We start from the raw sequence: 23,731 nt of genomic DNA, 5'->3' as shown, positions 1-23,731 counted from the left end.
GCGCGCCGCACGGATCAGGCGCGGCCGCGGCCGCGGACGAGCTCGGCGATGGCCTCTCCCAGGCCCTCCAGCGTGAGCGCGAACATCGGGAAGATGCTCTTGACCGCGTCGACGGTCGGGTGGGGGTAGGGGCCAATCCCGTCCGGGTTCAGCCACACGGCGCGGTCGAAATGGTCGCGCAGCATCGTCAGCCAGGCGACGCCGGGCAGCCGCGCGTCGGGATCGAACGAGGAGCCCGCGCCGCCGCCGGAGCCGGACGAGCCGAGCAGCTCGTAGGGCGCCATCGAGGCGTCTCCGACCATCACGAGCTTGTGGTGCTTGCCGCACTCGCGGAGGAGCTCGCGCACCGGGACGGGGTCGAGGAGCCCCTCGGTCCTGAAGACCCTCTCGTAGACGCAGTTGTGGAAGTAGTAGCTCCTCAGCTCCTTCCAGTGCGTCGCGCGCTTCGCCGCGCTGAAGAGCTGCGACACGAGCGCGGCGCTGGGATCCATCGAGCCGCCCACGTCCATCATCAGGATCACGCGCGTGTTCGGCCGGCGCGGGGGCCTCGTGACGATCTCGATCTCGCCCGCGTTCCTGGCCGTCGCGTCGATCGTCGCCTCGATGTCGAGCTCGCGATCGCTGCCCTCGCGCGCGAAGGCGCGCAGCTTGCGCAGCGCCACCTCGATCTGGCGCACGTCGAGCGTGACATCGCTGCGGTAGGGGCGGTAGCGGCGGGCGTCGGCGTTCTGCACGGCGCCGCTGCGCCCGCCCGCGGAGCCGCCGACCTGGATGCCGCTCGGATGGAAGCCGCCGCGGCCGAACGGTGAGGTGCCGCCGGTCCCGATCCACCGGCTCCCCCCGTCGTGGCGCTCGCGCTGCTCGCGGAGGCGCTCCTCGAACCGCCGGAGCACCTCCTCCAGATCGAGCTCCTCGATCATCGCCCTCTCCTCGTCGGAGAGGGCGCGCATCTTGATGGGATCCCGGAGCCAGGAGAGGAGCTCCTCCGTCACCGCCTTGGCCTCCACGTGCACGCCGCGGAAGTGCTGGGCGAACGCCAGATCGAAGTCGTCGAGGTGCGCCTCCGAGTGGACGAGCATCGCCCGCGCGACATGGTAGAAGCCTTCGAGCGAGCTCTCGTGGAGGCCCGCGGCGAGAGCGCGCGCGAGGCCGACGGCCTCCTGGGCGCCGACCGGGACCTTGCGGGCCCGGAGCTCGTAGAGGAACGCGACGAACATCGCTACGACCGGAACCGCCTGCCGCCCGCCAGCTGATCGGCCAGCGCGACCAGGTCCTGCTCCTTCTTGAGCAGCGCGCCGAGGAACGGCAGCGCCTTGTCGAGCTTCACCTCGCCCACGCCCGCCCTCCGCAGGACGGCGATCCAGTCGATGAGCTCGCTCGTCGAGGGGCGCTTCCGGATCCGGGTGTTCTTCCGGATCTCGTAGAAGACCTGCATCGCCTGGTCGGCGAGCGTCCGATCGAGATCGGGGTGGTGGACGCGGAGGATCTCCCGCATGAGCTCGGGCTCCGGGAAATCGATGAAGTGGAAGACGCAGCGGCGCAGGAACGCGTCCGGCAGCTCCTTCTCGTTGTTGCTGGTGATGATGACGACGGGCCGCTCCCGCGCGGCGATCTCGTCGCCGGTCTCGGCGATTCGGAAGCGCATCCGATCGAGCTCGTGGAGCAGATCGTTCGGGAACTCGAGGTCCGCCTTGTCGACCTCGTCGATGAGGAGCACGACGCGCGCCGAGGCGTTGAACGCCTTACCGAGCGGGCCGAGCTTGATGTACCGGCGGATGTCGCGGACGTCGCCGTCGCCGAAGCGCGCGTCGTAGAGCCGCTGCACGGTGTCGTAGACGTAGAGCCCGTCCTGGGCCCGCGTGGTGCTCTTGACGTGCCAGGTGATGAGCTCGGCCGACAGGCTCCGCGCGATGGCCTCGGCGAGCAGCGTCTTGCCGGTGCCGGGCTCTCCCTTGACGAGCAGCGGCCGCTCCAGGACCAGCGCGCAGTTGACGGCGGCCTCGAGCGCCTCGCTCGTGAGGTAGCGTTCGGTGCCGCGGAAGCGGCGGAAGTCGGACATGCCGGCACGGTAGCATCCCCCGCCGAGCGCGGCGGACCGCGCGGGATCAGAGCCAGTCGCGCGCGAGGTAGGCCGTCCACGAGGCGGCCCGCTCCCAGAGGGGGCGCTGGGCCCAGCCCGCGGCGGTGATCTCGCGGCAGTGGGCGAGGTCGTCGGCGAACATCCGCTCCATCGCGCCAGCGAACCCGCGGTGCGAGACGACGGCGTTCACCTCGAGGTTCATGCGGAGCGACTGGCTGTCGAGGTTGGTGGAGCCGACAGTGGACCAGAGGCCGTCGATGACCGCGGTCTTGGCGTGAAGGACGCGGCCGCGCCACTCGAACATGCGGGCGCCGGCGTCGAGGAGGTGGCCGTAGATCGCGCGCGAGGCGAGCAGGACCGCGGGCACGTCGGTGGTGCCGGCGACCATGATCCTGACGTCGACGCCGCGGCGGGCCGCGGCGGAGAGCGCGTGGATGATCCGGAGCGGCGGCAGGAAGTAAGCGTTGGTGATGAAGATCCTGCGCCGGGCGCGCTCGATGGCGTGCCGGTAGGCGTCGCGGATGCCGTGGCGGTGCCTGCGGCGGGGGAGGTCGTTGCTGATGATCTGGACGGCGGGGTCGGGCCTGCGCTCGGCGTAGCCGTAGCGCTCGTCGTCGATGGGGGCGCCGCCTGTGCGCTGCCACGTGCGCAGGAAGAAATACTGGAGCTCGGCGGCGGCGGGGCCCTCGATGCGGAGATGGGTATCGCGCCAGTCGGCGCCGCCATCCTCCGGAGCCGCGTAGTCGTCGGAGAGGTTGAGGCCACCCGTGAAGGCGATCGCACCGTCGACGATGAGCGCCTTGCGGTGGTCGCGGCGGGCGACCTTCCCGAGCGGGGCGGAGAGGTCGAGGGGGCGGAAGGCGTGGGGCCGGACGCCGGCGCGGCGGAGCCCGTCGAGGAAGGACGACGAGACGGAGGAGCCCCAGGCGTCGAAGAGGACGTTCACCTCGACGCCGGCCGCCGCGCGCTCCATGAGCGCCTCGGCGAAGCGCTGGCCGGTCCGATCGACCCGGAGGATGTACGTCTCGAGGCAGATCGTGCGCCGGGCGCGGGTGATGGCCTCGAGCATGGCCGGGTAGGTCTGCGCGCCGTCCTTGAGGAGCGCGAGGCGGTGCGCGCCGACGGTCATCTCGGCGAACGCGGGCGCGGGAGGGGGCTGGGACATGCGGCGGGGGCCAGGCTGCCCGGGACGAGGCGGCGCGATGATAGCGCGGACGGGCGCGTGACGCCCCGGCGTGATGCTTGGCCGGCGTCGGTCAGCTGTCGATTCCGCCGGCCCCGCCTCGGGCCCGCCATCGCGCCCGCCGGGCCAGGGGCGACGCTGCGCCGCACCGAACATTCATGTCCTGGGGCAGAAGCGGTGTGCGGAGCTACCCGCGTATCTCGGGGGCTGAGACGTGGCGCTTCTGTTCTTTGAATCGCCGCGGAGCCGGAGGGAGAACCGGAGGGAGAAGAGGAGCGCCGGAAGGCGTTATTGTCCTCTCGGCGTCCTTGGCGCCTCGGTGATCCGGGCTGTCGAGCGCCCCGATCAGCCCATCTTTTCGATGTACGTCATCACCAGGTACAAGATGACCTGCCGATCGGTCGGGTTCCTGTACTGATGGGGTACGTCGGCGTCGAACATGATCGCGTCGCCGGTCGCGAGCACATGGCGCTCGGCGCCGACGACCATCTCCAGCGTCCCGGCGGTCACCACGAGGTTCTCCACGGTGCCCGGCGGGTGAGGATCCGCGTGTTCGGTGGCGAGGGGCGCGAGCGTGATCTCGTAAAATTCGACGGTCCTCGGCACGTCGAACGGGAACAGCGCGCGGGACGTGAACGAGCCGTCGTGCGACGTCAACACCTTGGCGCGCGCGGCCAGGATGAGCGATGTGCCGCCGAGCGACTGGTCGCTGATCAGCGCCGAGAAGGGCACGCCGAGCGCCCGCGCGATCTTCCAGAGTACGTTGATCGTCGGCGTGCTCTGGCCGAGCTCGATCTGGCTGAGCATCGCCCGGCTCACGCCAGACGCCTTCGCCAGCCGCTCGAGGGAGAGCCCACGCTTGGTCCGGAGGCGACGCAGGTTGGCCCCGACGATGCCGGTGAGCGCCGAGGAGGCGTCCTGCGGGGCCATCTCGTAGGCCCAGGCGTCTCCAGACGCCTCGTCCACGTCCCGCTGCGGCGCTTCTCCGTTTGTTCCGTTGGTGCGGCTGGAGTACGAGCTCGCGGGGCCAGCGAAGCTCTCCGGCCTGCGGTGCGAGCGCGGTCCAGCAGGCGAAGAGGGGCGCCCCGTCGATGCGGCGGACGCTTGCACGCCGTTCTGATAGCCCTCCACGGGCAACGACGCGCCGAGCCCATCGCCGCAGACCAGCCCGGGCGAGCTCCGTGGCGTGTTCTGACGGACGGATTTCATCGCACCTGCCAGACGGGCATCCACGTCCAGATCGGGAACCACCAGAGGGCGACCGGCATGGTCAAAGAGCTCCCCGATGACATCGGCCTGTCGCTCTCGGGAACATGCTTGTTCCGAGCCGCCCGCCGCTGCTGCCGGTATTCCTCGAGGTCGATCACTTGAGCACTCTGGGGGCGCATCCGCTTCACCTCCAACCCGTAGGTACATCATCCGTTATAACGGATTGTCTGTCAAGAGACAGCTCGGCCATGACGCACGAGGGGCGGCACGCTGCGTTGACCCGAGGGCGGCACGACGCCCCGTCGTCCGTGGCGCAAGGCTGCCGCATCTTCGCCTATGCCGAAGAAATCGAGCTTCTCGTCTGCCCTTTCCATGTTCAGGGCGTCCGATGATGAGGCTGCTTGACAACGACGCGTTGCATCTTTTTGAGCTGGGCGGATCGAAGCGCCTCCGAAATAGTGGACGATGCGGAGCGTGGGCCGCCCGAGGGATCGCTCGTCGCGGTCTTCCCTCATCGGGATCGCCGGCGCGGCCCACGCGCGCGAGTGGTTCACCCGTGGCGAGGGGAGCGGACGTTGGTGCTTTCCAGGAACATCCGGCGCGCGCCGCGCTCTGTCCTCTTATCGCAGCGCGGCCGCGGAGCTGGCGAGTGCGCGGCGACAACACGAGCACACAAGGAGGCAGCCATGGCAGGCGTCGACGTGGGAGGTGGCGAGAGGCGGGCGCGAAACAGCGAGATCAACATGATTCCGTTCATCGATCTGCTGATGGTGACCATCGCCTTCCTGCTGATCACGGCGGTGTGGGTCACGAACTCGCGGCTCAAGACCAGCGCGGAGGTGCCTGCCGCCGCGGGGTGCGGGGAGGAGTGCCAGAAGGAGCCTCTCAGGACGATGCACGTCCATGTCGGCGAGGACCGGTTCAACCTCGTGTGGAAGCAGGGCGCGACCGTCCTGAGCGAGGTGAGCGTCCCCAAACGTCCTGTCGAGATCGGCGGGGCGGGAGCCACCGCGATCCGTTATAGAGAGCTCGGCGAGGCCATCCGGCGCGAGTGGGAGCGGAGCGGCGAGCACCGCGCCCCGAGCGACCGCCGCGCCGACCAGGCCGTGCTCCACAGCGACAACAAGACGCCGTTCCGTGAGCTCGTCGCCGTGCTCGACGCGATCAATGCCCCGCGCCGAACCGTCCTCCTCGAGGACGGCCGCAGCGCCGAGATGCCAGCTTTCCTGGCCACCTTCTCGGCACGTTAAGAGCGGTGGTTGCGAGACGGGGGAGACGCGTTACGCGGTGAACTCGGTCGTCAGCGCTACCCAGTTCGAGGGCGGGCGGACGGCGTAGCTCAGCGCCAGGATCTCGATCAGCACCACCCGGTAGATCGCGTGGACGTCGTCGACGTCGACCTCGTGCGCGTTCGCCTCGAGCGCCGCGTCGAGGTGCTCCTGCACGAAGGCGAGGACGTCGGGCTGCTCCATCGCGATGACGTCGTCCGAGTCGACCGCCTCGGCAGGATCGTGGAGGCGGATCTGCTCGTCCAGGTTCAGCGACTCCTCGACGCCCGTGAGCGCCGTCTCGGTGACCTCGTCGAGGTCCTGACCGAACAGCTCGTCGAAGGCGAGCCAGATCGCCAGCGTCAGGAAATAGCCGAGGGCGAGCGCCGTCTCGTCGAGCGGGCCGGACAGCACCGAGGAGATCCGGTCCGCGAGCGCAGGCTGCGTCTGCTCGAAGCGCGTGAACGCGTCGTCGAGCTGCTTGCGCGAGTCGTCGTCATCCTCGGCGAGCTGATCCTCGATCTCGGACAGGACGCGCGCCGGCACCTGAGCGTACGAGGGGACGGGGCGAATGGCTGCGCGGCGTACCCACACGCGGACAACCTAGCACACGATGGCGCGGCTCATGGAGCGAGCAACCGGATGCTCGACGCCGGAACCCAGCCCTCGGTGGCGCCCCAGCGGACCTCCGCGAGCCCGCCCGATCTCCTGCCGACCTCGACCGACGCACCCTCGGGGATCGCGCTCTGCTCCGCGCGGGGCAGCGCGCGCCCGTCCTCGTCGAGGAGCCGGACCTCGGGGACCACCACGACGCCAGCCCGGGTCGTGAGGCGGAGGTGCCGCGCCGCATAGGTGAGCGGCACCAGCGCGAGCAGCGCGACGAGCGCCGTCGGCGCAAGGACGCTGCCCGCGACGTGCGCAGGACCGGCAGGGCGGCGCCGCAGGACCACGCCCAGGGCGAGGAGCAGCGACGCGAGGAGCGCGGCCGCCGCCCAGGTGCGCTCCGAGGCGAGGCCGACGATGACCCGGCCGAGCGTCGGGCGCACGTCGACCGCATCCGTGGCGCGGCGCGAGCGCCGGCGGGTGATCTCGGCGCGCACGAGATCCAGCGCGCGATCGGCGTCGGCGTCGCCCGGGCGGAGCCGCAGCGCCTCCTCGAACGCGGCCGCCGCCCGGCCGAGGTCTCCCGGGCGATCCGCGCCCTCGCGGACGCGCGTGACGTAGGCGAGCCCGCGGTTGTAGCTGGCGTCCGGGTGCACGAAGCCGCGGTCGGCGAGCAGCTCGAACGTGTCGATCGCCGCGCCGTACTCGCCGCGGCCGAGCGCGGCCGTGCCCTCCTGGAACAGCACCTCCGGGGGCTCCGCCGGCTGCGCGCGCGCCTCGCTCGACGGCAGCGCCGACGCGAGGCTTCCGGCGAGGAGGAGCGCGCCGGCGAGGAGGCGCCTGCGGCGGCCGTTCACGCGGGCTTCCATCGCGCGAGCTCGGTCACGACGGCGCGGCTCTGCTCGACGAGCGCCGCGGCGGCGGCGCCGCCGCCCTCCTGCGCGGTCGGCTCGAACCGGATCGCCTCGCACGCGGCCAGCGCCTCGCAAGCGCGCGACGAGAGCGGCCCGGGGACGCCGCGCCGGTCGAGCTCGCCCGGGAGCTCCGCGAGCAAGACGCCCCGCGAGCGGAGGCCCGTCGCGGACTCGATCGCCCGGTGCACCGCGCGCTCGATCGCCGCGGCCGTCGCCCCGAGATCCCCCTGCGCGGCCGCCTCCTCCGCTTCGCGCTGGGCGATCGCCGCGAGCCGGGCGGGCGAGGTCGCGCCCGCCGCGCGGCGATCGCGCGCCCGGCGCAGGAGCCGATCGCCCGCGCCGAACAGCGTCACGACGAGCGGCGGCGCGGCCAGGAGCAGCCAGAACGGCGCGCCGTCGAGGGGCCGCGTCGCGGGCGGGGCGTGCGGGCCGAGCGACGTGCGGAGCCCCGGCATGCCGGCGAACGGCTCGCCCCGGCCAGCGCCGTCGCCCTCGGCGCGAGGCGCCCTGGACGGAGGCCCGGACGACGCCGGAGGGGCCACCGGGCTGACCTGGACGACGCCGAGCTCGGCGCGCTCGACCACGTAGCGCTTCTGCGCCGGATCCCAGTAGGGGAGCTCGACCTTCCCGAGATCGACCGCGCCGCTCTCCTGGATCCGGACGACGTAGCCGAACGATCGGGTGCCGCCGATCGCGCCGCCGCGCGGCTCGATCGCGTCGCGCTTCTCCGGGTCGAGCCACTCGAGCCCGGTCCGCTCCGGCACCCGGAGCGACTGGGGGAAGTTGCCGGTGCCCGCGATCTGCACGGTCACGGCCACCGAGCCGCCTTGCTCGATCTGGCGCGGCTGCACCGTCGCCTTGAGCGTGAACTGACCGACGTCGCCGACGACATAGCCGGACGGGCGGCCGGCGAGGGGCGGCTCCGTGACCTTCACGACGACGTCGTTCGATTCGCGCAGCACGCGCGCGCCGATCCGGCGCCCGGTGATGCGCGTCTGCATGCTGCCCGTGTGCAGCTCGCCCGTCTTCAGCGGGAACAGCGCCAGCTTGTCGACGAGGCGGGCCGCGTAGCGGTGCCCGCCGACCCGCGTGTACACGGGGCGCTCGTTGCGGGGGTCCTCGAGGAGCGGGTGGCGAAGGAAGTCCGCGGCGGGCGCTGCGCGGGGCTCGGTCATCTCGGCGTTCTCGCGGAAGTACAGGTAGAACGAGACCGTGACCTGCTCGCCGACCACCGCGGCCGTCTTGTCGGGGATGGCGCGAAGGAACACCACCGGGTCCGGCTCGCGCGGCATCGCCAGCTCTGTCGCCTCGGGCTCGGGCTCGTCCTGGGTCGCCTCGTCGTCGAAGAGGCCACCCGAGCCGCCGAACGGCCACGGAAAGCCATGCAGCGGGCCGCCGGGCAACAGGAACGGGTTGCTCGGCCGGCGAGGCCGCCCGCTCGCCGGTGCGACCTTGATCATGATCGGAGCCGCCGGCAGGCGCCTGCCGTTCCACGAGATCGTCGGCCCCGGGATGGTGTAGCGGCCGGGCTTGTTCGCGACGATCTGCCACGTCGCGCTGATGCCCAGCTGCGTGATCATGACGCCGCCCCCGAGCTGGGTCTTCATCTGCGTCCCGATGCTCGGGCCGGAGACGATGGAGAGGTCGGGCGGGACACGCAGCTCCGGATCGGAGGGCATGCCGGCGCCGCGCTCGACGAGCGCCTTCACCTCGACCGTGAACGGCTCGCCGACCTCGACGTCGGTGGAGCTCGCGCGCGCCGAGAGCTCCGGCTGCTGCTGGGCGCGCGCGCGGAGCGGGGTGATCAACGCGAGCAACGCCACAAGCAGCGCGGTCGCGAGCGGCGCAAGGCGCGGGGGGGCGAGCGCGAGCGGGCGCGTCACTTGTCCTCCATGCCGCGGCCGCGCCGCATACCGGCCTTGTTCTTCGCTTCCTGCTCCTGGTACGTCGGCGCCTCCTCGAGCTGGTCGAGGATGCGATCGTCCTGCCGACCGGTCTGCGGCGGCTCCTGGGGCTGCTCGCGGGGTGGCTCGGGTTGCTCGGGTGAGCCGGCGTCGGGCGTCTGGTCCTGCGGGCCAGCGTCAGGGCTCTGATCCTGGTCACCGCCGTCGTTGCCCGCGTCCTGGTCACCGCCGTCGTTGCCCGCGTCCTGGTCGCCGCCGTCGTCGCCCGCGTCCTGGTCGCCGCCGTCGTCGCCCGCGTCGGGCTCGGCGTCGGGCTCGGCGTCCGGCGGCGCGTCGGGCTCGGCGTCCGGCGGCGCATCGGGCTCGGCGTCCGGCGGCGCGGCGTCCTTCTGGTCCTCGATACGCCGCAGGGCGATCGCCCGGTTCCAGGCCGCGTCCCGGCCGACGCCGTCGCCGCCGGCCTCCTCGAGGACCCCGGGGATGATGGCCAGCGCCTGGTCGTAATACGTCACGGCGTCCTCGTACTTGCGCCGCAAGAACTCGAGGTTGCCCGAGAGGTAGCGGGCCCGCGCACGCAGGTCGGCCGGCACGCTCGGATCGGCCCCGATCGACTTCAGGAGGACCAGCGCGCAGTCGATCTCGATCCCGCGCAGCGCGTCGCGCTGCTCCTGCTCCGGCCCGCCGTCCGCGAGCTCCTCGTCGCCGAACCGATGACCGTAGCGCTCGGCCAGATGGAACAGCGTCAGCCCGAGATCGAACGAGCCGTTCGGCTTCTGGCGCACGGAGTCCGGCAGCCCGATGCCTGCGTCGCTGCACGGCCCCGTCCCCAGGTAGCTCTCGAGGGCCTGCTCGGCAGACTCGAGGTTGCCCGCGTCGAGATCGCGGATCGCCTGGTCGACCGCCGGCGCGTTCCGCTCGAACGGGGACGTCGGATCCCACCCGCTGCACCCGGTCGCCGCCGAGAACGCGGCCCCGGTGAGGCACGCGGCGGCGAGCCCGATCGCGATCCAGCGCCCGCGGCGGGCGAAGAACCCGGCGAGATCCACGCGCTTGCGATCACGACGCGGCATGCGGCCCTCCCGCGTTGCCCCCGGAAGCCTGCCCCGCTCCCGCCGCGAGGTCCGCGCCGAGCGGGCGCCCCTTCACCAACGCGGCGCGCTTCGGCGCGGCCTCGGGGCGCGTCGCCACGAAGCGACGGCGCGGAGCATCCTTGAGGAACACCTCGGCGATGAGGAGCAGGATCGCGAGGCCGAGCGGGTAGAAGTAGACGTCCGCGTAGACCGTCTCGACCCGCTCCGAGAGCTCGCTCTTCATCTGCCGCCTGAGCTCCGCGGCGATCTTCTCGATGCCCGTGGTCCCCTTCTCCGCGCGGATGATCTGCCCGCCCGGCGTCGCCTGCGCGATCGACGCGAGCTGCTGCTCGCCCGACAGCGACAGCTCGGTCGTGAGCGGCTTGCCCTGGCGATCCGTCCGCCACCCGACGATGCGGCCGTCCTGGCCGATCTCCGGGATCGGCTCCGGCGTGCGCCCGCCGATCTGAACGACGTGGATCGTCGTGCCCTGGGCGCCGATCGCCTGGGCGACGCTCAGCGGGTAGCCCTCGAGGTCCTCGCCGTCCGTGACGAGCAGGATGATCCGCTTGTGCTCGGCGGACTTCGGGTCGCGCTTCAGGAGCTCGTTCGCCTGGTCGAGCGCGCGCGCGATCGCCGTGCCGCCGATCGGCATGTCGTTCGGGTCGAGCTGGCGGAAGAACTGCGCGATCGCCGCGCCGTCGGCGGTCAGCGGGAAGCCCATCGGCTCGCCGGCGAACGCGACCGCGCCGAAGCGCGCGCCCTCGAGATCCTTGATGAGGCGGGCGACCTCGACCTTCGCCCGGAAGATGCGGGACGGCTCGACGTCGCGCGCGTACATGCTCTTCGAGTAGTCGAGCACGACCACCACGTCGACGTTGGTCGCCGGCACGAGCCGCGTGCCTTTGCCGTACTGGGGGCGCGCCGCGGCCACGAACGCGAGCGCCGTCGCGAGCACGAGCAGCACGCCCTTCCAGGCGCGGCGCTTCGCCGGATCGGCGGTGGTGAGCGCCTTCACGCGATCCTCGTCGCCGAAGCGCTTGATGGCGCGCGCCACGCCGAAGCCGCCCAGGATGAGCAGGAGGCCGATCAGCGCGGCGAACGCCGTCCCGAGCAGGAACCAGGGGGCCGCAAAGTTCACGGGAACCTCCGGAGCAGCCAGGCGCGCAGGAGCGCGTCGAGCCCGATCAGGAACACCCCCGGCAGGAGCAGGAACGGGAAGAGATCCTCGTACGCGGCGCTCGACGCCTCGAAGCGGGTCTTCTCCAGCCGGTCGAGCACGTCGTGCATGCTGTCCGCGAGCGCCTTCGCGTCGGTCGCCACGTACGACGCGCCGCCGGTCTTCTGCGCGATCTCCTGGAGCAGCGCGGGGTTCACCGGGAAGCGGTGGCGCACGTAGCGCGGCTGCCCGAAGAGATCGATGCCGTCCTCGACCTCGACCTCGTCGTCGGTGCCGATCTGGATCGTGTAGACCTTCGCGCCGAGCGAGGTCGCGAGGTGGGTCGCGTACTCGGGGGAGATGGCCCCGGCGTTGGAGTCGCCGTCGGTCAGGAGGATGACGACCTTCGACTGCGCGTCGCTCCTGCGCAGGCGGGCGACCGCGGTGCCGAGCGCGTCGCCGATCGCCGTCGCGCTGCCGTCGATCACGTTGAGCGTCATCTGCGAGACCATCTGCGTCAGCAGGTGGTAGTCGAGCGTCGGCGGCGACAGCACGTAGGCGGCCTTGCCGAAGACGACGACGCCGAGGCGATCGGTCCTCCTGCGGCTGATGAAGTCCTGGAGGACGAGCTTGGCCGTGTCGAGCCGGGTCAGCCGCTTGCCGCGCGGCAGCTTCGGCTGGCCGGGTAGATCGCTCGCCCGCGCATCCATGATCGCGCGCATCGAGCCCGACAGGTCGAGCGCCACGACGATGTCGATGCCCTTGTCGTCCGAGCGCTGCTCGCGGAGCACGCTGACCGGCCGCCCCATCGCGAGGACGAGCAGCGCGAGCGCCACGGCGCGCAGCACGCCCGGCAGGTCGCGCAGGTGGCTGCGCAGGCCGCGCGGCCCGCGCGCGAGCGGCGCGACCGTGCCGAGCCGCAGCCGCGGCCTGCGCGCGTCCTCCGCGAAGATGCCCCAGTACCAGACGACGGGCACCGCGATGAGCGCGAGCAAGAACCACGGGTTCTGCCAGCTCGCGGAGGACCAGGCGTCGCGGCGCGCGAGGTAGGGGTACACGCAGGCGAGCGCGGCGACGACGAGCGTCGCGATGAGGGCGAGCGATGCGCGCTTCGTGCGGCTCAAGGCGCCTCCTCTGGCGCCCGGGACGGGCGAGCGGGCGGCTGCTGCCCGCCGGCGGGCGAGCTCCGGGGGCCGGCGCCGTCGCCGGGACGCACCGCCGGCGGGGTCGTGCGGTGCACGATGTTCTCGCCGTCGTCGAGCGCCGTGAGGCAGTCGGCCTCGCTCGGCTGGAGGCGCGCGAACTTCACGAGATCGCAGTCGGCGAGGAACCGCGCGATCTGCGGCAGCACCGGCACGGGCGGGCGCACCCGCGCGAGCAGGTCCCGCATCTCGTCGCTCGTCGTCTCGAGGCCGTCGAAGCCGTACCGTGCGCCGAGGTACTTGCGCACGCAGTCGCTCACGCGGTCGAAGTACTCACCGGTCCGCCCCTCGCCGAGCAGGTCGGAGCGCCGGAGCGCCTCGAGCTCCTCGAGCGCGGCGATCCACGGCAGCTTGGGCGGCGGCGCGGCCACCACGCGGGGCCGGCGCAGCCAGCGCCGGACCAGCCAGGCGACGAGCAGCCCGAGCGCCGCGCCGATGAGGATGCCGGCCGTGAGCTGCTTCGCGAGCACCCACTCCTCCCGCTGCGGCCGCGGCGGCGGGTTCGGCTTGACCTTGGGATCCCGCTCGTTGGCGATCGGGTCCTCGATCACGATCTCGTGCGGCCGGGTGCAGACGGTGACGAGCTCCCCGCTCGCGCGGGACACGGCGATCGGCACCGGCGGCAGCAGGAGGGCGCTCCTCCCGGGCTCCTTGGGCAGCGGGACGAACGGGATGACGAGCTTGGTCGTGGCGCCGTCGTCGGTCGCCGTCGTCGTGCTGGTCGGCCCCGCGCCCGCGTCGGCCTCCGGCAGGACGAACCCCGCCTTCTGGATCGCGCGCGCGGCGTCGCTGTCGCCCTGGACCTTGAAGCCCTCCGGCAGCACCGTCTCGCCCTTGCCGTGCGTGACCGTGATCTCGAGGTGGGCCGCGTACCCGCTGAACCCGTTCTTCGGGAACGTCTCCTCGATCCGGGGGCGCGTCGCGCCGGGCGGCACGTGCTCCGCGCACGAGGCCCACACGCTCTCGCCGCGCTCCGTGGCTGCCGGGGCCGGAGGCGGCGGTGGCGGCGGCGGGGTGTCGTCAGCGGCGGGCCCTCCGGCGCCGCCGGCGTCCGGCTGCGATCGTGCCGGCGACGCGCACGCGAGCGCCGCCGCCAGCGCGGCCCACGCGAGCGGGCTCGCGCCGCGCGCGGCGTGGACCGCGGAGCGACGCGTCCTCATCGCCTGAGCCTCCGCGCCCGCTTGGCGAACAGGTCGCGCAGCGGGCTCACGAAGCTCTCGCCGGTCTTCACCACCACGGCGTCGAGCGCGAGCTTCTTGAACAGCTTGTCGCGGTCGCTCCGGAGCTTGCGCATCGCGGTGCGGTAGTGGTCGCGCACCGCCCGGTCGCCGGTGTCCACCACGACCTCTTCCCCGGTCTCCAGGTCCTCGAACGTCGCGAGCCCGACGTCGGGCAGCTCCTCGTCGCGCGGGTCGACCAGCATCACCGGGATCACGTCGTGCTTGGCGCTCGCGAGCGAGAGCGAGCGCTCGAAGCCGGAGGCGAAGAAGTCGCTGATCACGAAGGCCACGCTCCTCCGCTTGGCGACCTTCACGAGCGTCTCGAGCGCGAGCTTCAGGTTCGTACCCGTGTACTTCGGCTCGTGCCCGAGGATCTCCCGGATGACGCGCATCACGTGCTTGTCCCCCTTCTTCGGCGGGACGAGCTTCTCGATGGCCTCGGTCGCGAGCACGAGGCCCACGCGATCGTTGTTCTTGATGGCGCTGAAGGAGCAGAGCGCGGCGATCTCGGCGGCGACGCGCGCCTTCGACGCGCGCCGCGTGCCGAACTGCTCGCTCTGCGAGGCGTCGACGACCAGCATGACGGTCATCTCCCGCTCCTCGACGAACACCTTCACGAACGGCTCGCTCATGCGGGCCGAGACGTTCCAGTCGATCCAGCGCACGTCGTCGCCGGGCAGGTAGGCGCGCACCTCGCGGAACGAGAGCCCTTGCCCCTTGAAGACGGACGAGTACGTCCCGGAGAGCTGCTCGTTGGCGAGCCGTCGCGTCCGGATCTCGATGCGCCGGAGCTGCTTCAGGAGCTCCGGCGGCAGCGGGTTCTTCGAGCCGGAGGCCTTGATCACGGCACCTCGACCACCTCGAACACGCGCCGGACGATCTGCTCGGACGTGACCTCCTCGGCCTCCGCCTCGTAGGTCAGGACGACCCGGTGCCGGAGCACGTCGGGGCCGATCGCCTTCACGTCCTCCGGCGTGACGTAGCCCCGGTGGCGCAGGAAGGCGTGCGCGCGCGCCGCCAGCGCCAGCGCGATCGAGGCGCGCGGGCTCGCCCCGTACTCGATGAGGCTGCTCAGCTCCCGCATCCCCTTCTGCCCGGGCTCGCGCGTCGCGAAGACCACGTCCACGATGTAGTCCTTCACGCGATCGTCCATGTACACGTCGCGCACGACCTTGCGCGCGGACACGAGCTCCTCGGGGGTCGTCACCTTCGCGGCCTTGCCCTCGATCACGGCCGTCGTGCGGTCGATGATCTGCCGCTCCTCGGCCCGCGCGGGGTACCCGACCTTGACCATGAGCATGAACCTGTCGACCTGCGCCTCCGGGAGGCGGTAGGTCCCCTCCTGCTCGATCGGGTTCTGGGTCGCCATGACCACGAACGGACTCGGCAGCGGGTAGGTCGTGTCGCCGATCGTGACCTGCCGCTCCTGCATCGCCTCGAGGAGCGCGCTCTGCACCTTCGCCGGGGCGCGGTTGATCTCGTCGGCGAGCACGAGGTTCGCGAAGATCGGGCCCAGCTTCGAGGTGAAGTCGCCCTTCTGGTGGTTGTAGATGACGGTGCCGATGAGGTCGGCGGGCAGCAGATCCGGCGTGAACTGGATCCGCGAGAACTTCGCGTGGATGGCGTCGCAGAGCGTCCGCACCGTGAGCGTCTTGGCGAGGCCCGGGACGCCCTCGAGGAGGACGTGTCCCCCGGTGAGCAGCCCGATGAGGATGCGCTCGATCATGTACGTCTGGCCGACGATGACCTTGCCGACCTCGTTCAGCAGGGTGTCGATGAAGGCGCTCTCTTTGGCGACCAGCTCGTTCAGGGCGCGTACGTCGTGCATAACGGGTGGGAGCTCATAGCAAGCCCGGCCGCCCGAGGACAACCGGCGCCGATCGAATATTCCTCGGCGCGAGGCGGGGCCGCGGCGCGCGCCCCGCGGCGCGCGCTAGAAGCCGGGCTCGCGGAATTTGGCGCGCCCGGTCTCGGCAGGCGATCGGGAGCGAGGCGGGCTCGCGCTCGCGGCGGGGGTGGAGGACGGCGGCGCCGCGGGCGCGGTGGACGGGGCCGGTTCTGACACGCGCGCGGGCTCCGGGGCGCGCGGCTCGGCGGTGGCGACCCCCGGGCGCGGCTCCACCGTGACGGCCGGCGCCGCGGGCACCGCCACGGGCGGCGCGCCGGGGCCCTCCCCGAGGCCGATCCACAGGAGCGTCGCCGCCCCGAGCAGCGCGCCCGAGGCGACGAGCGCCGCCGCGGTGGCGATCGTCCGGGCGCGGCGGCGCGGGTCGAGGCGCGAGGGGGTGCGCCCCCGCGCCCGGCCCTCCGCGGCGCGCAAGGCGTCCTTGATCAGCGCCGTGCGACGCGAGGTGCGCGCGGCGAGCGCGTTGCGGATGTACCCCGTGACCTCGCCAGGGCGGCTGCCGAGGGCGGCGTCCACTGCCTCGAGCGCGTCCGCGAGCTCGGCCATCGTCGCGAAGCGCTCGGCCGGATCCTTGGCGAGCGCGCGCATCACCGCCGCCTCGAGCGCGGGGGGGTACCCGGGGACGAGGGGGCCCGGCGGATCGACCGGCTCGGGCCGCGCGATGCGCGCCATCGTCGCGAGGTCGTGGCTGGCGGCGAACGGGTGCGTGCCCGTCGTCAGCTGATAGAGCACGATCCCGAGCGCGAAGACGTCGGACCGCCGGTCCAGCTGCTCGCTATAGACCTGCTCGGGCGCCATGAAGAGGATCTTGCCCTTCATGTGCCCGGTGTTGGTCGTCGGGTTGTCCACCTGCGCCATGGCCTTGGCCACGCCGAAATCCGCGATTTTGACCGAGCCGTCCCGCGTGATCAGGATGTTGTGCGGCGAGACGTCCCGGTGAACGAGCCCGATCAGCGCGCCGCCGTCGTCCCGTAGCTCGTGGGCCGCATGCAGCCCCCGCGCCGCCTCGATCGCGATCCTCACCGCGACGGGCAGGGGGAGCGGGCTGCCCTGCTTGCGGGTGCTGCCGCCGAGCAGCGCCACGAGCGCGTCGCCGTCGATCCACTCCATCACGAAGTAGAGCACCCCGCTCTGCTCACCTTGATCCAGGATCGCGCACACATTGGGGTGCTTGATCCGGGAGGCGATGCGCGACTCCGTGAGGAACATGCGCTTGCAGCGCGGATCGCTGGAGAGCGCCGGCAGCATCGTCTTGACTGCCACGATCTTGTCGCCCGCCGCCCCGCCGCGCTCTCGGGCCGCCCACACCGTCCCCATTCCGCCCTGCGCGATGGCGATCAGCAGCTCATAGCGGCCGAGAAGCTGGCCTGGCACAAGATCGACGGGCGCTATCACAGCTCGTACCTGCGACTCCTGTGTCGTCGTGAATCCGACCATGCTGAAGCTCTCACCGACAGTGGGAGAGCGTTCCAGGCGGGTCGTGCAAGAGCGTTCCAGGATCGGACGCTAATCTCAAACAATTTTCCAGTTGTCGAGGATCGGTCGGCGTGAGTACGGTTAGACTGCCTCTATCGCTTGGTGATGGAAGGAGGCGTGGGTGAAGCATCGGATCACCATCGGCGGAGTGGTATTCTTCGCCCTGGTCGGCGTCGGTCCGGCTGCGTTCGCCGAGCCTTCCCCGGAGGACGCCAGCCGCGCGCCGCCGGCCGCGGTCGCGAGCGACACTGCGGCTCTCGCTGCGGCCCACAAGCCGAGCGCCGCGGAGCTCGCGTCCGCGCGGCACCTCTTCGCGCTCGGCCTCGCCGCGGAGGACGGCGGCCGGTGGGCAGAGGCGCTGGAGACGTACGAACGCATCAGCAAGATCGTCGTGTCCCCACCTCTCTGGTATCACCTCGGCGTCTGTCACGAGGCGCTCGGCCACGTCGTCGAGGCGCTCAACGCATTTGAGCTCGCTGCGTCCGGCGCGACCGCGCGGAACGAGATCGCGCTCGCCAGGGAGTCGCGGGCACGACTAGAGAAGCTTCGCGTGAAGACGTCGCAGATCGTCCTGCAGCTGCCCGAGGACGCGACCGGCGTGCGCGTCGAGATCGATGGTGAGCCGATCCACGCCGCCCTCGTCGGCGCGGCCATCCTCGTGAGCCCCGGGGCGCGGCGGGTCGTGGTGGCGGCCGAGAACTATGCGGCGCGGTTCGAGGCGACGGTGCAGGCCGAGACGGGCGCGGTCGTCGAGCTGCGGGCCGAGCTCGGCCGCAAGCGCTCGCTCGCGGCCCCGCGGTCGAGCGCGCCCGCGCGCCAGGCGCTGCCCAGCGCGCCCGCGCCGGGCCCGCGCATCTCGCCGGTGGTCGTCGTGGGGACGGCGGCCGCGCTCGCCGCCGGCGCCGTGGTCACGGGCGCCATGGCGTACGACGTGCGGCACAGCTTCCTGAAGAAGAACGAGAACCCTGCCCCGGGCTCGCTGGGCGAGCGGCAGGCGCTGCACGATCGCGGGCAAGCGCTCGCCGTCACGAGCACGGTGCTCACCGGGGCCGCCGTCATCGCGGGCGGCTTCGCCGCCTACCTCTTCTGGCCCTCGTCCTCCTCGCCCGCGGCTCCTCCGGACGCCGCCGGGCCGCGGCTTGCGCCCGCGGCGCCGCGCGCCCCCCGCCCGACGGCGCTCTCGCCATGGGTCGGCGCGGACGGCGCCGGGGTCGCCGTGCGGGGAGTGCTGTGAGCGGCGCACCTCGCCCCGGAGCGGGCGTCGTCGCCGCGCTCGCCCTCGCCTGCGCCGGCCTCGGCGCGTGCGCCTTCATCGCGCCGTTCCCCGACGTCGCGGCGGATCCCGTGCCGGTGGGCGCGGGGGGAGGCGGCAGCGGCGGGGCGGGCGGTGGCGGCGAGGTTCAGGAGATCTGCGTTCCCCTCACCGAGGCGGCCTGCTACGCGGGGCCGCAGGGCACGCAGGGCGTCGGCCTCTGCGTCGCCGGCGTCGCCGCGTGCAATGACGACGGGACGGACGTCGGCGCCTGCGTCGGCCAGGTGCTGCCCGCGTTCGAGAGCTGCGCCACGCCCGAGGACGAGAACTGCGACGGGCGAGCGTGCACGGGCGACCCCGTGCACAGCGTCGCGCTCGGCGGGGCCGGCGCTCAGCAGGGCCTGGGCATCGCCGCCTCCGCCGCCGCCGTCGTCGTGGTCGGCTCGGCGTCGGGCAGCACCGATCTCGGCGCGGGCCCGTCGGACGAGCTGGGCGCGCTCGGCGAGCCGGACGCTTTCCTCGTCTCGTTCTCCCGCGACGCCTCCACGCGCGAGGGTCGGTTCCGGTTCGGCCGCCGCTTCGCGGACAGCGTCGCCCGGGCGGTCGCGCTCGCGCCGGGGGGCGACGTGGTGCTCGCGGGCAGCGCGGCCGGCGACGTCGATTTCGGCGGCGGCGTGCTCGAGGGCGCCGGCCGCCGCGCCGACGTCGTCGTGGCGCGGTTCGACGCGACCGGGGCGCACCAGTTCAGCCGGCGGTTCGGCGACGACGCCACGCAACACGCGGCGGCGATCGCCGTGGACCAGGCGGGGAACGCCTTCATCACCGGCGAGTTCTCGGGCACGCTCGACTTCGGCGAGGGCCGCCGGGGCGAGCGGTTCACCCTGGAGAGCCACGGCAGGAGCGATGCGTTCCTGGTCAAGCTCGACGCCGCCGGCCACGTCGACTGGGCCAAGCGGTTCGGCGGCCAGGGAGATCAGGCCGGTACCGGCGTCGCCGTCGACGGCGACGGCGACATCGTCGTCGTCGGCTGGTTCAGCGGGGAGGTCGATTTCGGGGGCGAGAGGCCGCTCACCACCGACGCCAAGACCAACCTGTTCGTCGCGAAGCTCGACCCCTCGGGCGATCACGTCTGGAGCAAGGCGGCCGACGCGACCAACGCGGCCGAGGCGCTCGGCGTGGCCGTCGATGGAGCGGGCAACATCCTCGTGACCGGCTCGTTCCGGAGAGCGATCTCCCTCGGCGAGTCGCTGCTCACGAGCAATGGAGACAAGGACGTCTTCCTCATCCGTCTGGACGACAACGGCGTCCTGCAGTGGTGCGAGGACTTCGGCGACGACGCCGACCAGGAGGGCGCCTCCGTCGCGGTCGATCTCGCGGGCAACATCCTCCTCACCGGCTCCTTCCTGGGGAACCTGGACGTCGGAACGGAGGCGCACTCGGCCACGGGCGCCGCAGACGTGTTCGTGGCGAAGCTCGACCCTGCCAGCAACCCGATCTGGTTGCGCTCGTTCGGCGACTCGGGCGAGCAGCGCGGCGCCGCCGTCGCCGTCGATCTGCTCGGCGATGGCTGGGTGACCGGCCGCTTCGACGGCGTCCTCGATCGCGGCGCAGCCACGGCCGTGAGCCAGGGCGCCGGCGACGCGTTCCTCGTGCAGATCGGGCCGTGAGCGCCGCTCGCCGGCGGCTCACTCGCCGGCGAGCGGGTAGATCGGCCGGATGTCGATCGGGATCCCCTCGAGGCCGCCGAGCGCGTGCTGCATCGGCTCCGAGACCTCTCCGTATCTGGCGAGGAGCTCGCCGGCGGCCAGCCTGTCGCCGCGGTGCTGCACCATGCAGAGATCGCGGACGAGGCGGGTGATGGCGGCCTCGAGCTCCTCGGCGTCGACGGTGAAGCGCCGTGTCGCCGGGTCGAAGCGGGCGGCGCGCTCCTCGAGGAACCGGTTGATCTGGAGCGCGGCCCCCTTGCCGTGCGCCTCGGCCACGCCGAATCGGGTGCTCCTGAAGAGCCCTGCGAAATAGGAGATGAGGAGCTTTTCCCTGAAATCGGCCGCGAAGTGGCCTCGCTGGATCATGAAGAGGACGTTGTAAGCGCCCATCACATCGGCCTTGGCCTCCTCCAGGGCGGAGTACGTCGGGCCGAGCGCGATCCGCACCTCGACCCGCTCCCCGCTCACGGTCGTGAACGCAGGGCCGAGGCTGTGCGAGAGCTCGTGGAAGAGCGTCTCGTTGAAGAACGCGTCGGAGGACAGGTGCTCGAGCTGCGCCGGGTCGAGGATGCGCTCGGCGATAGGGCGCATGATCAGCTCGAACTTCGTCTCGATGACGTTGCGGAGCAGGACCTTCTTGGCCCCCTTCTCGGCGCGGACGCGCTCGTCGTTCGGCAGGTTGAACGCGATCGTCTGGACCGATTTGCGGGCGTCGCCGGCGCTGAACACGAGGTCGACGACCTGGATGGGGCTCTCCCCGCCGCGCGCGGTCTTCACGTCCTCGGGGACAGGCAGGTTGCGCTCCATCTCCGGGAGGAGCTCCTTGTACTTCGAGAGGTTCCGGGAAGCGTCGGGGTCGCTCACCGTGACGAACGACTCGAACGAGGCCTTGAGGCCGAGGAGCTCGTCCTCGTAGGTCTCGTAAGGGCCGATGGTCACCTCGACGCGGCTGTCGAGGTCCATCCAGTCCTTGTCGGATGCATAGTAGTCGTCGGAGCGGAACGCAGCGGCCCGGGACCGCAGGAACCGCCTTAGGCTCTCGCTCGCGGTGAGCGCCGCGGCCTCCTCGAGGAGCGCGCCGGCGGGGCCGAGCCACGCCGCGTAGGCCTGGCTGTACGGCACGGCGACGAGCCGGCCCTGGTCCCGGCGGATGAGCGTGAACAGGCTGTTGAAGGCCTCCTTGTCGCCCGGGTGCTGCTCGACCCACGCGTTGAGCTCGTCGGCCGAGAGATCCTCCGGGTAGAAGCCAGCGCCAGGAGGATGGGGCCTGTCGATGGCGAAGGGGCGGTGGTGATCCTGCCTGTCCCAAGGGCCGCGCATGATGTCGAAGTAGGCGAGCCTGTCCCGCCCCTCCGGGGTGCCGTCCGCGACGAGCTTCTCGCGGAGCTCCGGGTTCCCGGCGTAGGCCTGCCGATCGAACACGGGATCGAGCTGCCGCGAAGCCTCGATGAGCTTGCCGAGCGCTCTCCTCTCCGGCTCGGGCAGATCGTCGATGTCCGCGGTGAGCCTGGCCGGCGCGAACTGCTTGACCTTCTCGGACAACATCGGGACCTCCTTATCTCATGATACCTTGTCCCGGGCTCAGGGGCGGCTCGCTGGGACCGGGTGGGCGTCGCGGTACTCGCGGATGGCCTGGGCTTCGTCGATGGCGTGCTTGAACCCGGTCGCGGCGCGGAACGCGGCCCCGTCCACGACGACGGGGTACTTGATGTGGGTCAGCGCCGCGCGAGGGAGCTTCGGCAGGCCGAAGCGGCCGAACGCGTTGCGCAGCACGAACTCGGGGAGGGGCACCGCCACCCGGCCCGCCGCCCGGATGATGAGCGACAGGGGCACAGGCTGCGGGCCAGAGACGTTGTAGACGCCGCGGATGCGCTTCTCGAGGGCGAGGCAGATGGCGGTCACGACGTCCTGCTCGTGCATGAACTGGAACAGCGGGTCGAACCCGAGCACGTACGGGACGCGGGGGCCGCGGAGGAAGCTCGCCAGCGTGCCGTGGCCTGTCGGGCCGAGCGTGTAGCACATGCGGAGAACGGTCGTGCAGAGCTCGGGAGCGCGCCAGAGCGCCGTGCAGGCGTAGAGATCGGCCGCGACGAGGTCGGCGAGCTCGGGGAAGGTGGACACCGCCATCGGAGGATCCTCCTCCGTGTGGTAGAGCGGCGACTCGGGGCCGGCGCCGTAGTAGGTATGTCGGCCGACGAAGATCACGTGTTCGACCCCGCAGGCGCGGCTGTTGTCGAAGACGACGCGCGTGCCGCCGAGGTTGATCCGATACCGCTCCTCCGTCTGCTCCACGAGGTGCGTCACGGTCGCCATGTGGATGACGGCCTGGGGCCGGGTCTTGCGGAACACGTCCTCCGCGGCGCGCTTCTGCAGATCCACGTTGTGCATCTCGATGCCGGCCGGGGCGGTCGGCCACGGCCGCCGGTCGATGCCGATCACCTCGTGCCCCTCCTCGAGGAGGCGCGTCGCGACCATGCGGCCCAGCTGGCCGGTGATCCCTGGGATGAGGACCCTCATGCGTGCTCCTTCGATGAGGCGGGCCTGGGCGACGTGGCGCCGCGAAAGTCCACCGAAAGCTTCCCGCGGCGCCGCTTTCGCCCGGCCTCGATGAGCTCTGCGATCCTCGCCTTCACCTGCTCGACGTGGCCAAGGATCACCTCGTCTTCTTCGGCGCCGGTCCCGGCGAACGTCATCGGCTCGCCGTACGTGATCTCCAGCTGGACCGGCAGCGGCGCCGGGATGAGGTACGGGGTGATCGGGATGTACGGCACGCCGAACAGCCGGCCGATCGTGTACGAGTTGGCGATGGTCGGCACCGCCTCGCCGCCGCCGACGAAGCCGAAGGGGATGACGGGCGTCCTCGTCTTCATCGCGAGCCGGACGAACCCCGATCCGAAGTGCACGAGCGAGTTGCGCTCGCTGTAGAGCTTGGCGGTGCCGCGCGCCCCCTCGGGGAACACCATGAGCAGCCGCTCGTCCTCGAGGAGGCGGCTCGCGTGCTCGGGGAGGCCGGTGAACTGCCCCGTGCGGCTCGACCAGAGCGATGTGAAGGGGAGGCGATTGATGAACTTCTCCGCCATCCCCTCGGCCAGACGCGGAGGATCCATCGCGAAGAACATCGACGCGACCACCATCGCCCCGTCGATGGCGACTCCCCCGCAGTGATTGCCGACGAGCATCGCCCGCCCGCGCGCGGGGACGTTCTCCAGGCCCGTCACGCCCACCGAGAAGTAATGATGATAGAAGAAGTCCAGGAGGGAGAAGAAGAGACCCAGGTGCTTCTGGGAGATGCCGTAAGGATCGACCCCGAAGCTGTTGAAAGGGATCTCCAGCCGCTGGACGCGCTGGGCAATCGAGTCGCTGACGAGCAGTGTCAAGGGTCACCCTCCGGGAGGCTTCGGCGCCCGGAGGGTATGCGCGATCGGGCGAGGAGCACAACCTCCGCCAAGCGCCGCAAGAGGCAGCCGGCGCGGCGGAGCCATGGACCACGCGCCGAGCGCCGGGCGCGCTCGTCGAGGATCGCTCCTCGAAACATAACGCGCCGCGGCGACGCCTTCGCGGACGGTCGTCACCGGCCCG

General features: G+C 71.8%; 20 protein-coding genes. 3 read left to right on the top strand and 17 right to left on the bottom strand.

The window, feature by feature from the left end; all coding sequences use genetic code 11:
- Positions 1-14: 14 nt before the first annotated feature.
- The 4 genes from WME73_RS35375 to WME73_RS35360 all read right to left on the bottom strand — a co-directional run bounded on the left by WME73_RS35375 (position 15) and on the right by WME73_RS35360 (position 4,472).
- The gene (locus WME73_RS35375) at positions 15-1,217 is read right to left on the bottom strand and encodes a vWA domain-containing protein (protein ID WP_437740765.1); all 1,203 of its coding nucleotides are present in this window, start codon (positions 1,215-1,217) and stop codon (positions 15-17) included.
- Between the two features lie 2 nt (positions 1,218-1,219).
- Positions 1,220-2,059: an AAA family ATPase gene (locus WME73_RS35370; RefSeq protein ID WP_437912399.1), complete on the bottom strand. Its 840-nt coding sequence runs from the start codon at positions 2,057-2,059 to the stop codon at positions 1,220-1,222.
- A gap of 46 nt (positions 2,060-2,105) precedes the next feature.
- Complete coding sequence (locus WME73_RS35365) at positions 2,106-3,245, bottom strand: phospholipase D-like domain-containing protein (protein WP_437740763.1); 1,140 nt, start codon at positions 3,243-3,245, stop codon at positions 2,106-2,108.
- Between the two features lie 363 nt (positions 3,246-3,608).
- Positions 3,609-4,472 carry a helix-turn-helix domain-containing protein gene (locus WME73_RS35360; RefSeq protein WP_437740762.1) on the bottom strand — a complete coding sequence of 288 codons (864 nt, stop codon included), beginning with the start codon at positions 4,470-4,472 and terminating at the stop codon, positions 3,609-3,611.
- A gap of 686 nt (positions 4,473-5,158) precedes the next feature.
- Here WME73_RS35360 and WME73_RS35355 point away from each other — a divergent pair.
- Positions 5,159-5,722: an ExbD/TolR family protein gene (locus WME73_RS35355; protein ID WP_437740761.1), complete on the top strand. Its 564-nt coding sequence runs from the start codon at positions 5,159-5,161 to the stop codon at positions 5,720-5,722.
- A 30-nt stretch (positions 5,723-5,752) separates the two neighbouring features.
- On the opposite strand, the gene WME73_RS35350 is transcribed toward WME73_RS35355, so the two are convergent.
- The 10 genes from WME73_RS35350 to WME73_RS35305 all read right to left on the bottom strand — a co-directional run bounded on the left by WME73_RS35350 (position 5,753) and on the right by WME73_RS35305 (position 17,092).
- A complete protein-coding gene (locus tag WME73_RS35350) occupies positions 5,753-6,334 on the bottom strand; it encodes a hypothetical protein (RefSeq protein WP_437740760.1) in 582 nt (193 codons plus the stop codon).
- Between the two features lie 29 nt (positions 6,335-6,363).
- Entirely contained in the window at positions 6,364-7,212 is an 849-nt protein-coding gene (locus WME73_RS35345; protein WP_437912398.1) for a hypothetical protein, read from the bottom strand.
- The gene (locus WME73_RS35340) at positions 7,197-9,140 is read right to left on the bottom strand and encodes a BatD family protein (protein ID WP_437912397.1); all 1,944 of its coding nucleotides are present in this window, start codon (positions 9,138-9,140) and stop codon (positions 7,197-7,199) included. The genes WME73_RS35345 and WME73_RS35340 overlap by 16 nt, the downstream gene beginning before the upstream one ends.
- On the bottom strand, positions 9,137-10,231 hold the full coding sequence (locus WME73_RS35335) for a tetratricopeptide repeat protein (protein WP_437912396.1): 1,095 nt from the start codon (positions 10,229-10,231) through the stop codon (positions 9,137-9,139). Before WME73_RS35335 ends, WME73_RS35340 begins: the two co-directional genes overlap by 4 nt.
- Positions 10,218-11,372, bottom strand: a complete 1,155-nt coding sequence (locus WME73_RS35330; RefSeq protein ID WP_437912395.1) for a vWA domain-containing protein — start codon at positions 11,370-11,372, stop codon at positions 10,218-10,220. The genes WME73_RS35335 and WME73_RS35330 overlap by 14 nt, the downstream gene beginning before the upstream one ends.
- Positions 11,369-12,514, bottom strand: a complete 1,146-nt coding sequence (locus WME73_RS35325) for a VWA domain-containing protein (RefSeq protein WP_437740755.1) — start codon at positions 12,512-12,514, stop codon at positions 11,369-11,371. The genes WME73_RS35330 and WME73_RS35325 overlap by 4 nt, the downstream gene beginning before the upstream one ends.
- Positions 12,511-13,752: a hypothetical protein gene (locus WME73_RS35320; RefSeq protein WP_437740754.1), complete on the bottom strand. Its 1,242-nt coding sequence runs from the start codon at positions 13,750-13,752 to the stop codon at positions 12,511-12,513. The genes WME73_RS35325 and WME73_RS35320 overlap by 4 nt, the downstream gene beginning before the upstream one ends.
- On the bottom strand, positions 13,749-14,657 hold the full coding sequence (locus tag WME73_RS35315; RefSeq protein WP_437852004.1) for a DUF58 domain-containing protein: 909 nt from the start codon (positions 14,655-14,657) through the stop codon (positions 13,749-13,751). The genes WME73_RS35320 and WME73_RS35315 overlap by 4 nt, the downstream gene beginning before the upstream one ends.
- A complete protein-coding gene (locus tag WME73_RS35310; RefSeq protein ID WP_437740752.1) occupies positions 14,654-15,640 on the bottom strand; it encodes an AAA family ATPase in 987 nt (328 codons plus the stop codon). Before WME73_RS35310 ends, WME73_RS35315 begins: the two co-directional genes overlap by 4 nt.
- 105 nt (positions 15,641-15,745) lie before the next feature.
- Positions 15,746-17,092 carry a serine/threonine-protein kinase gene (locus WME73_RS35305; RefSeq protein WP_437740751.1) on the bottom strand — a complete coding sequence of 449 codons (1,347 nt, stop codon included), beginning with the start codon at positions 17,090-17,092 and terminating at the stop codon, positions 15,746-15,748.
- A 223-nt stretch (positions 17,093-17,315) separates the two neighbouring features.
- On the opposite strand from WME73_RS35305, the gene WME73_RS35300 reads away from it, so the two are divergent.
- Positions 17,316-18,428, top strand: a complete 1,113-nt coding sequence (locus WME73_RS35300; protein ID WP_437740750.1) for a hypothetical protein — start codon at positions 17,316-17,318, stop codon at positions 18,426-18,428.
- The gene (locus WME73_RS35295; protein ID WP_437912394.1) at positions 18,425-20,113 is read left to right on the top strand and encodes a hypothetical protein; all 1,689 of its coding nucleotides are present in this window, start codon (positions 18,425-18,427) and stop codon (positions 20,111-20,113) included. The genes WME73_RS35300 and WME73_RS35295 overlap by 4 nt, the downstream gene beginning before the upstream one ends.
- 18 nt (positions 20,114-20,131) lie before the next feature.
- Here the strand turns inward: WME73_RS35295 and WME73_RS35290 are convergent, their stop codons facing one another.
- Genes WME73_RS35290 through WME73_RS35280 form a run of 3 tightly spaced genes read right to left on the bottom strand, consistent with a single transcriptional unit; the run spans position 20,132 to position 23,529 of the window.
- Positions 20,132-21,697, bottom strand: coding sequence for a dipeptidyl-peptidase 3 family protein (locus WME73_RS35290; RefSeq protein WP_437912393.1), 1,566 nt, complete (start codon positions 21,695-21,697; stop codon positions 20,132-20,134).
- Between the two features lie 36 nt (positions 21,698-21,733).
- Positions 21,734-22,669, bottom strand: a complete 936-nt coding sequence (locus tag WME73_RS35285; protein ID WP_437740747.1) for an SDR family oxidoreductase — start codon at positions 22,667-22,669, stop codon at positions 21,734-21,736.
- Complete coding sequence (locus WME73_RS35280) at positions 22,666-23,529, bottom strand: lysophospholipid acyltransferase family protein (RefSeq protein WP_437912392.1); 864 nt, start codon at positions 23,527-23,529, stop codon at positions 22,666-22,668. The genes WME73_RS35285 and WME73_RS35280 overlap by 4 nt, the downstream gene beginning before the upstream one ends.
- Positions 23,530-23,731: the final 202 nt, after the last annotated feature.

This window comes from Sorangium sp. So ce302 (assembly GCF_051530145.1).
Lineage (GTDB): Bacteria > Myxococcota_A > Polyangia > Polyangiales > Polyangiaceae > Sorangium > Sorangium cellulosum_B.
Note: the sequence above shows the minus strand (reverse complement) of the source record. Positions and strands in the feature narration are given on the sequence as shown.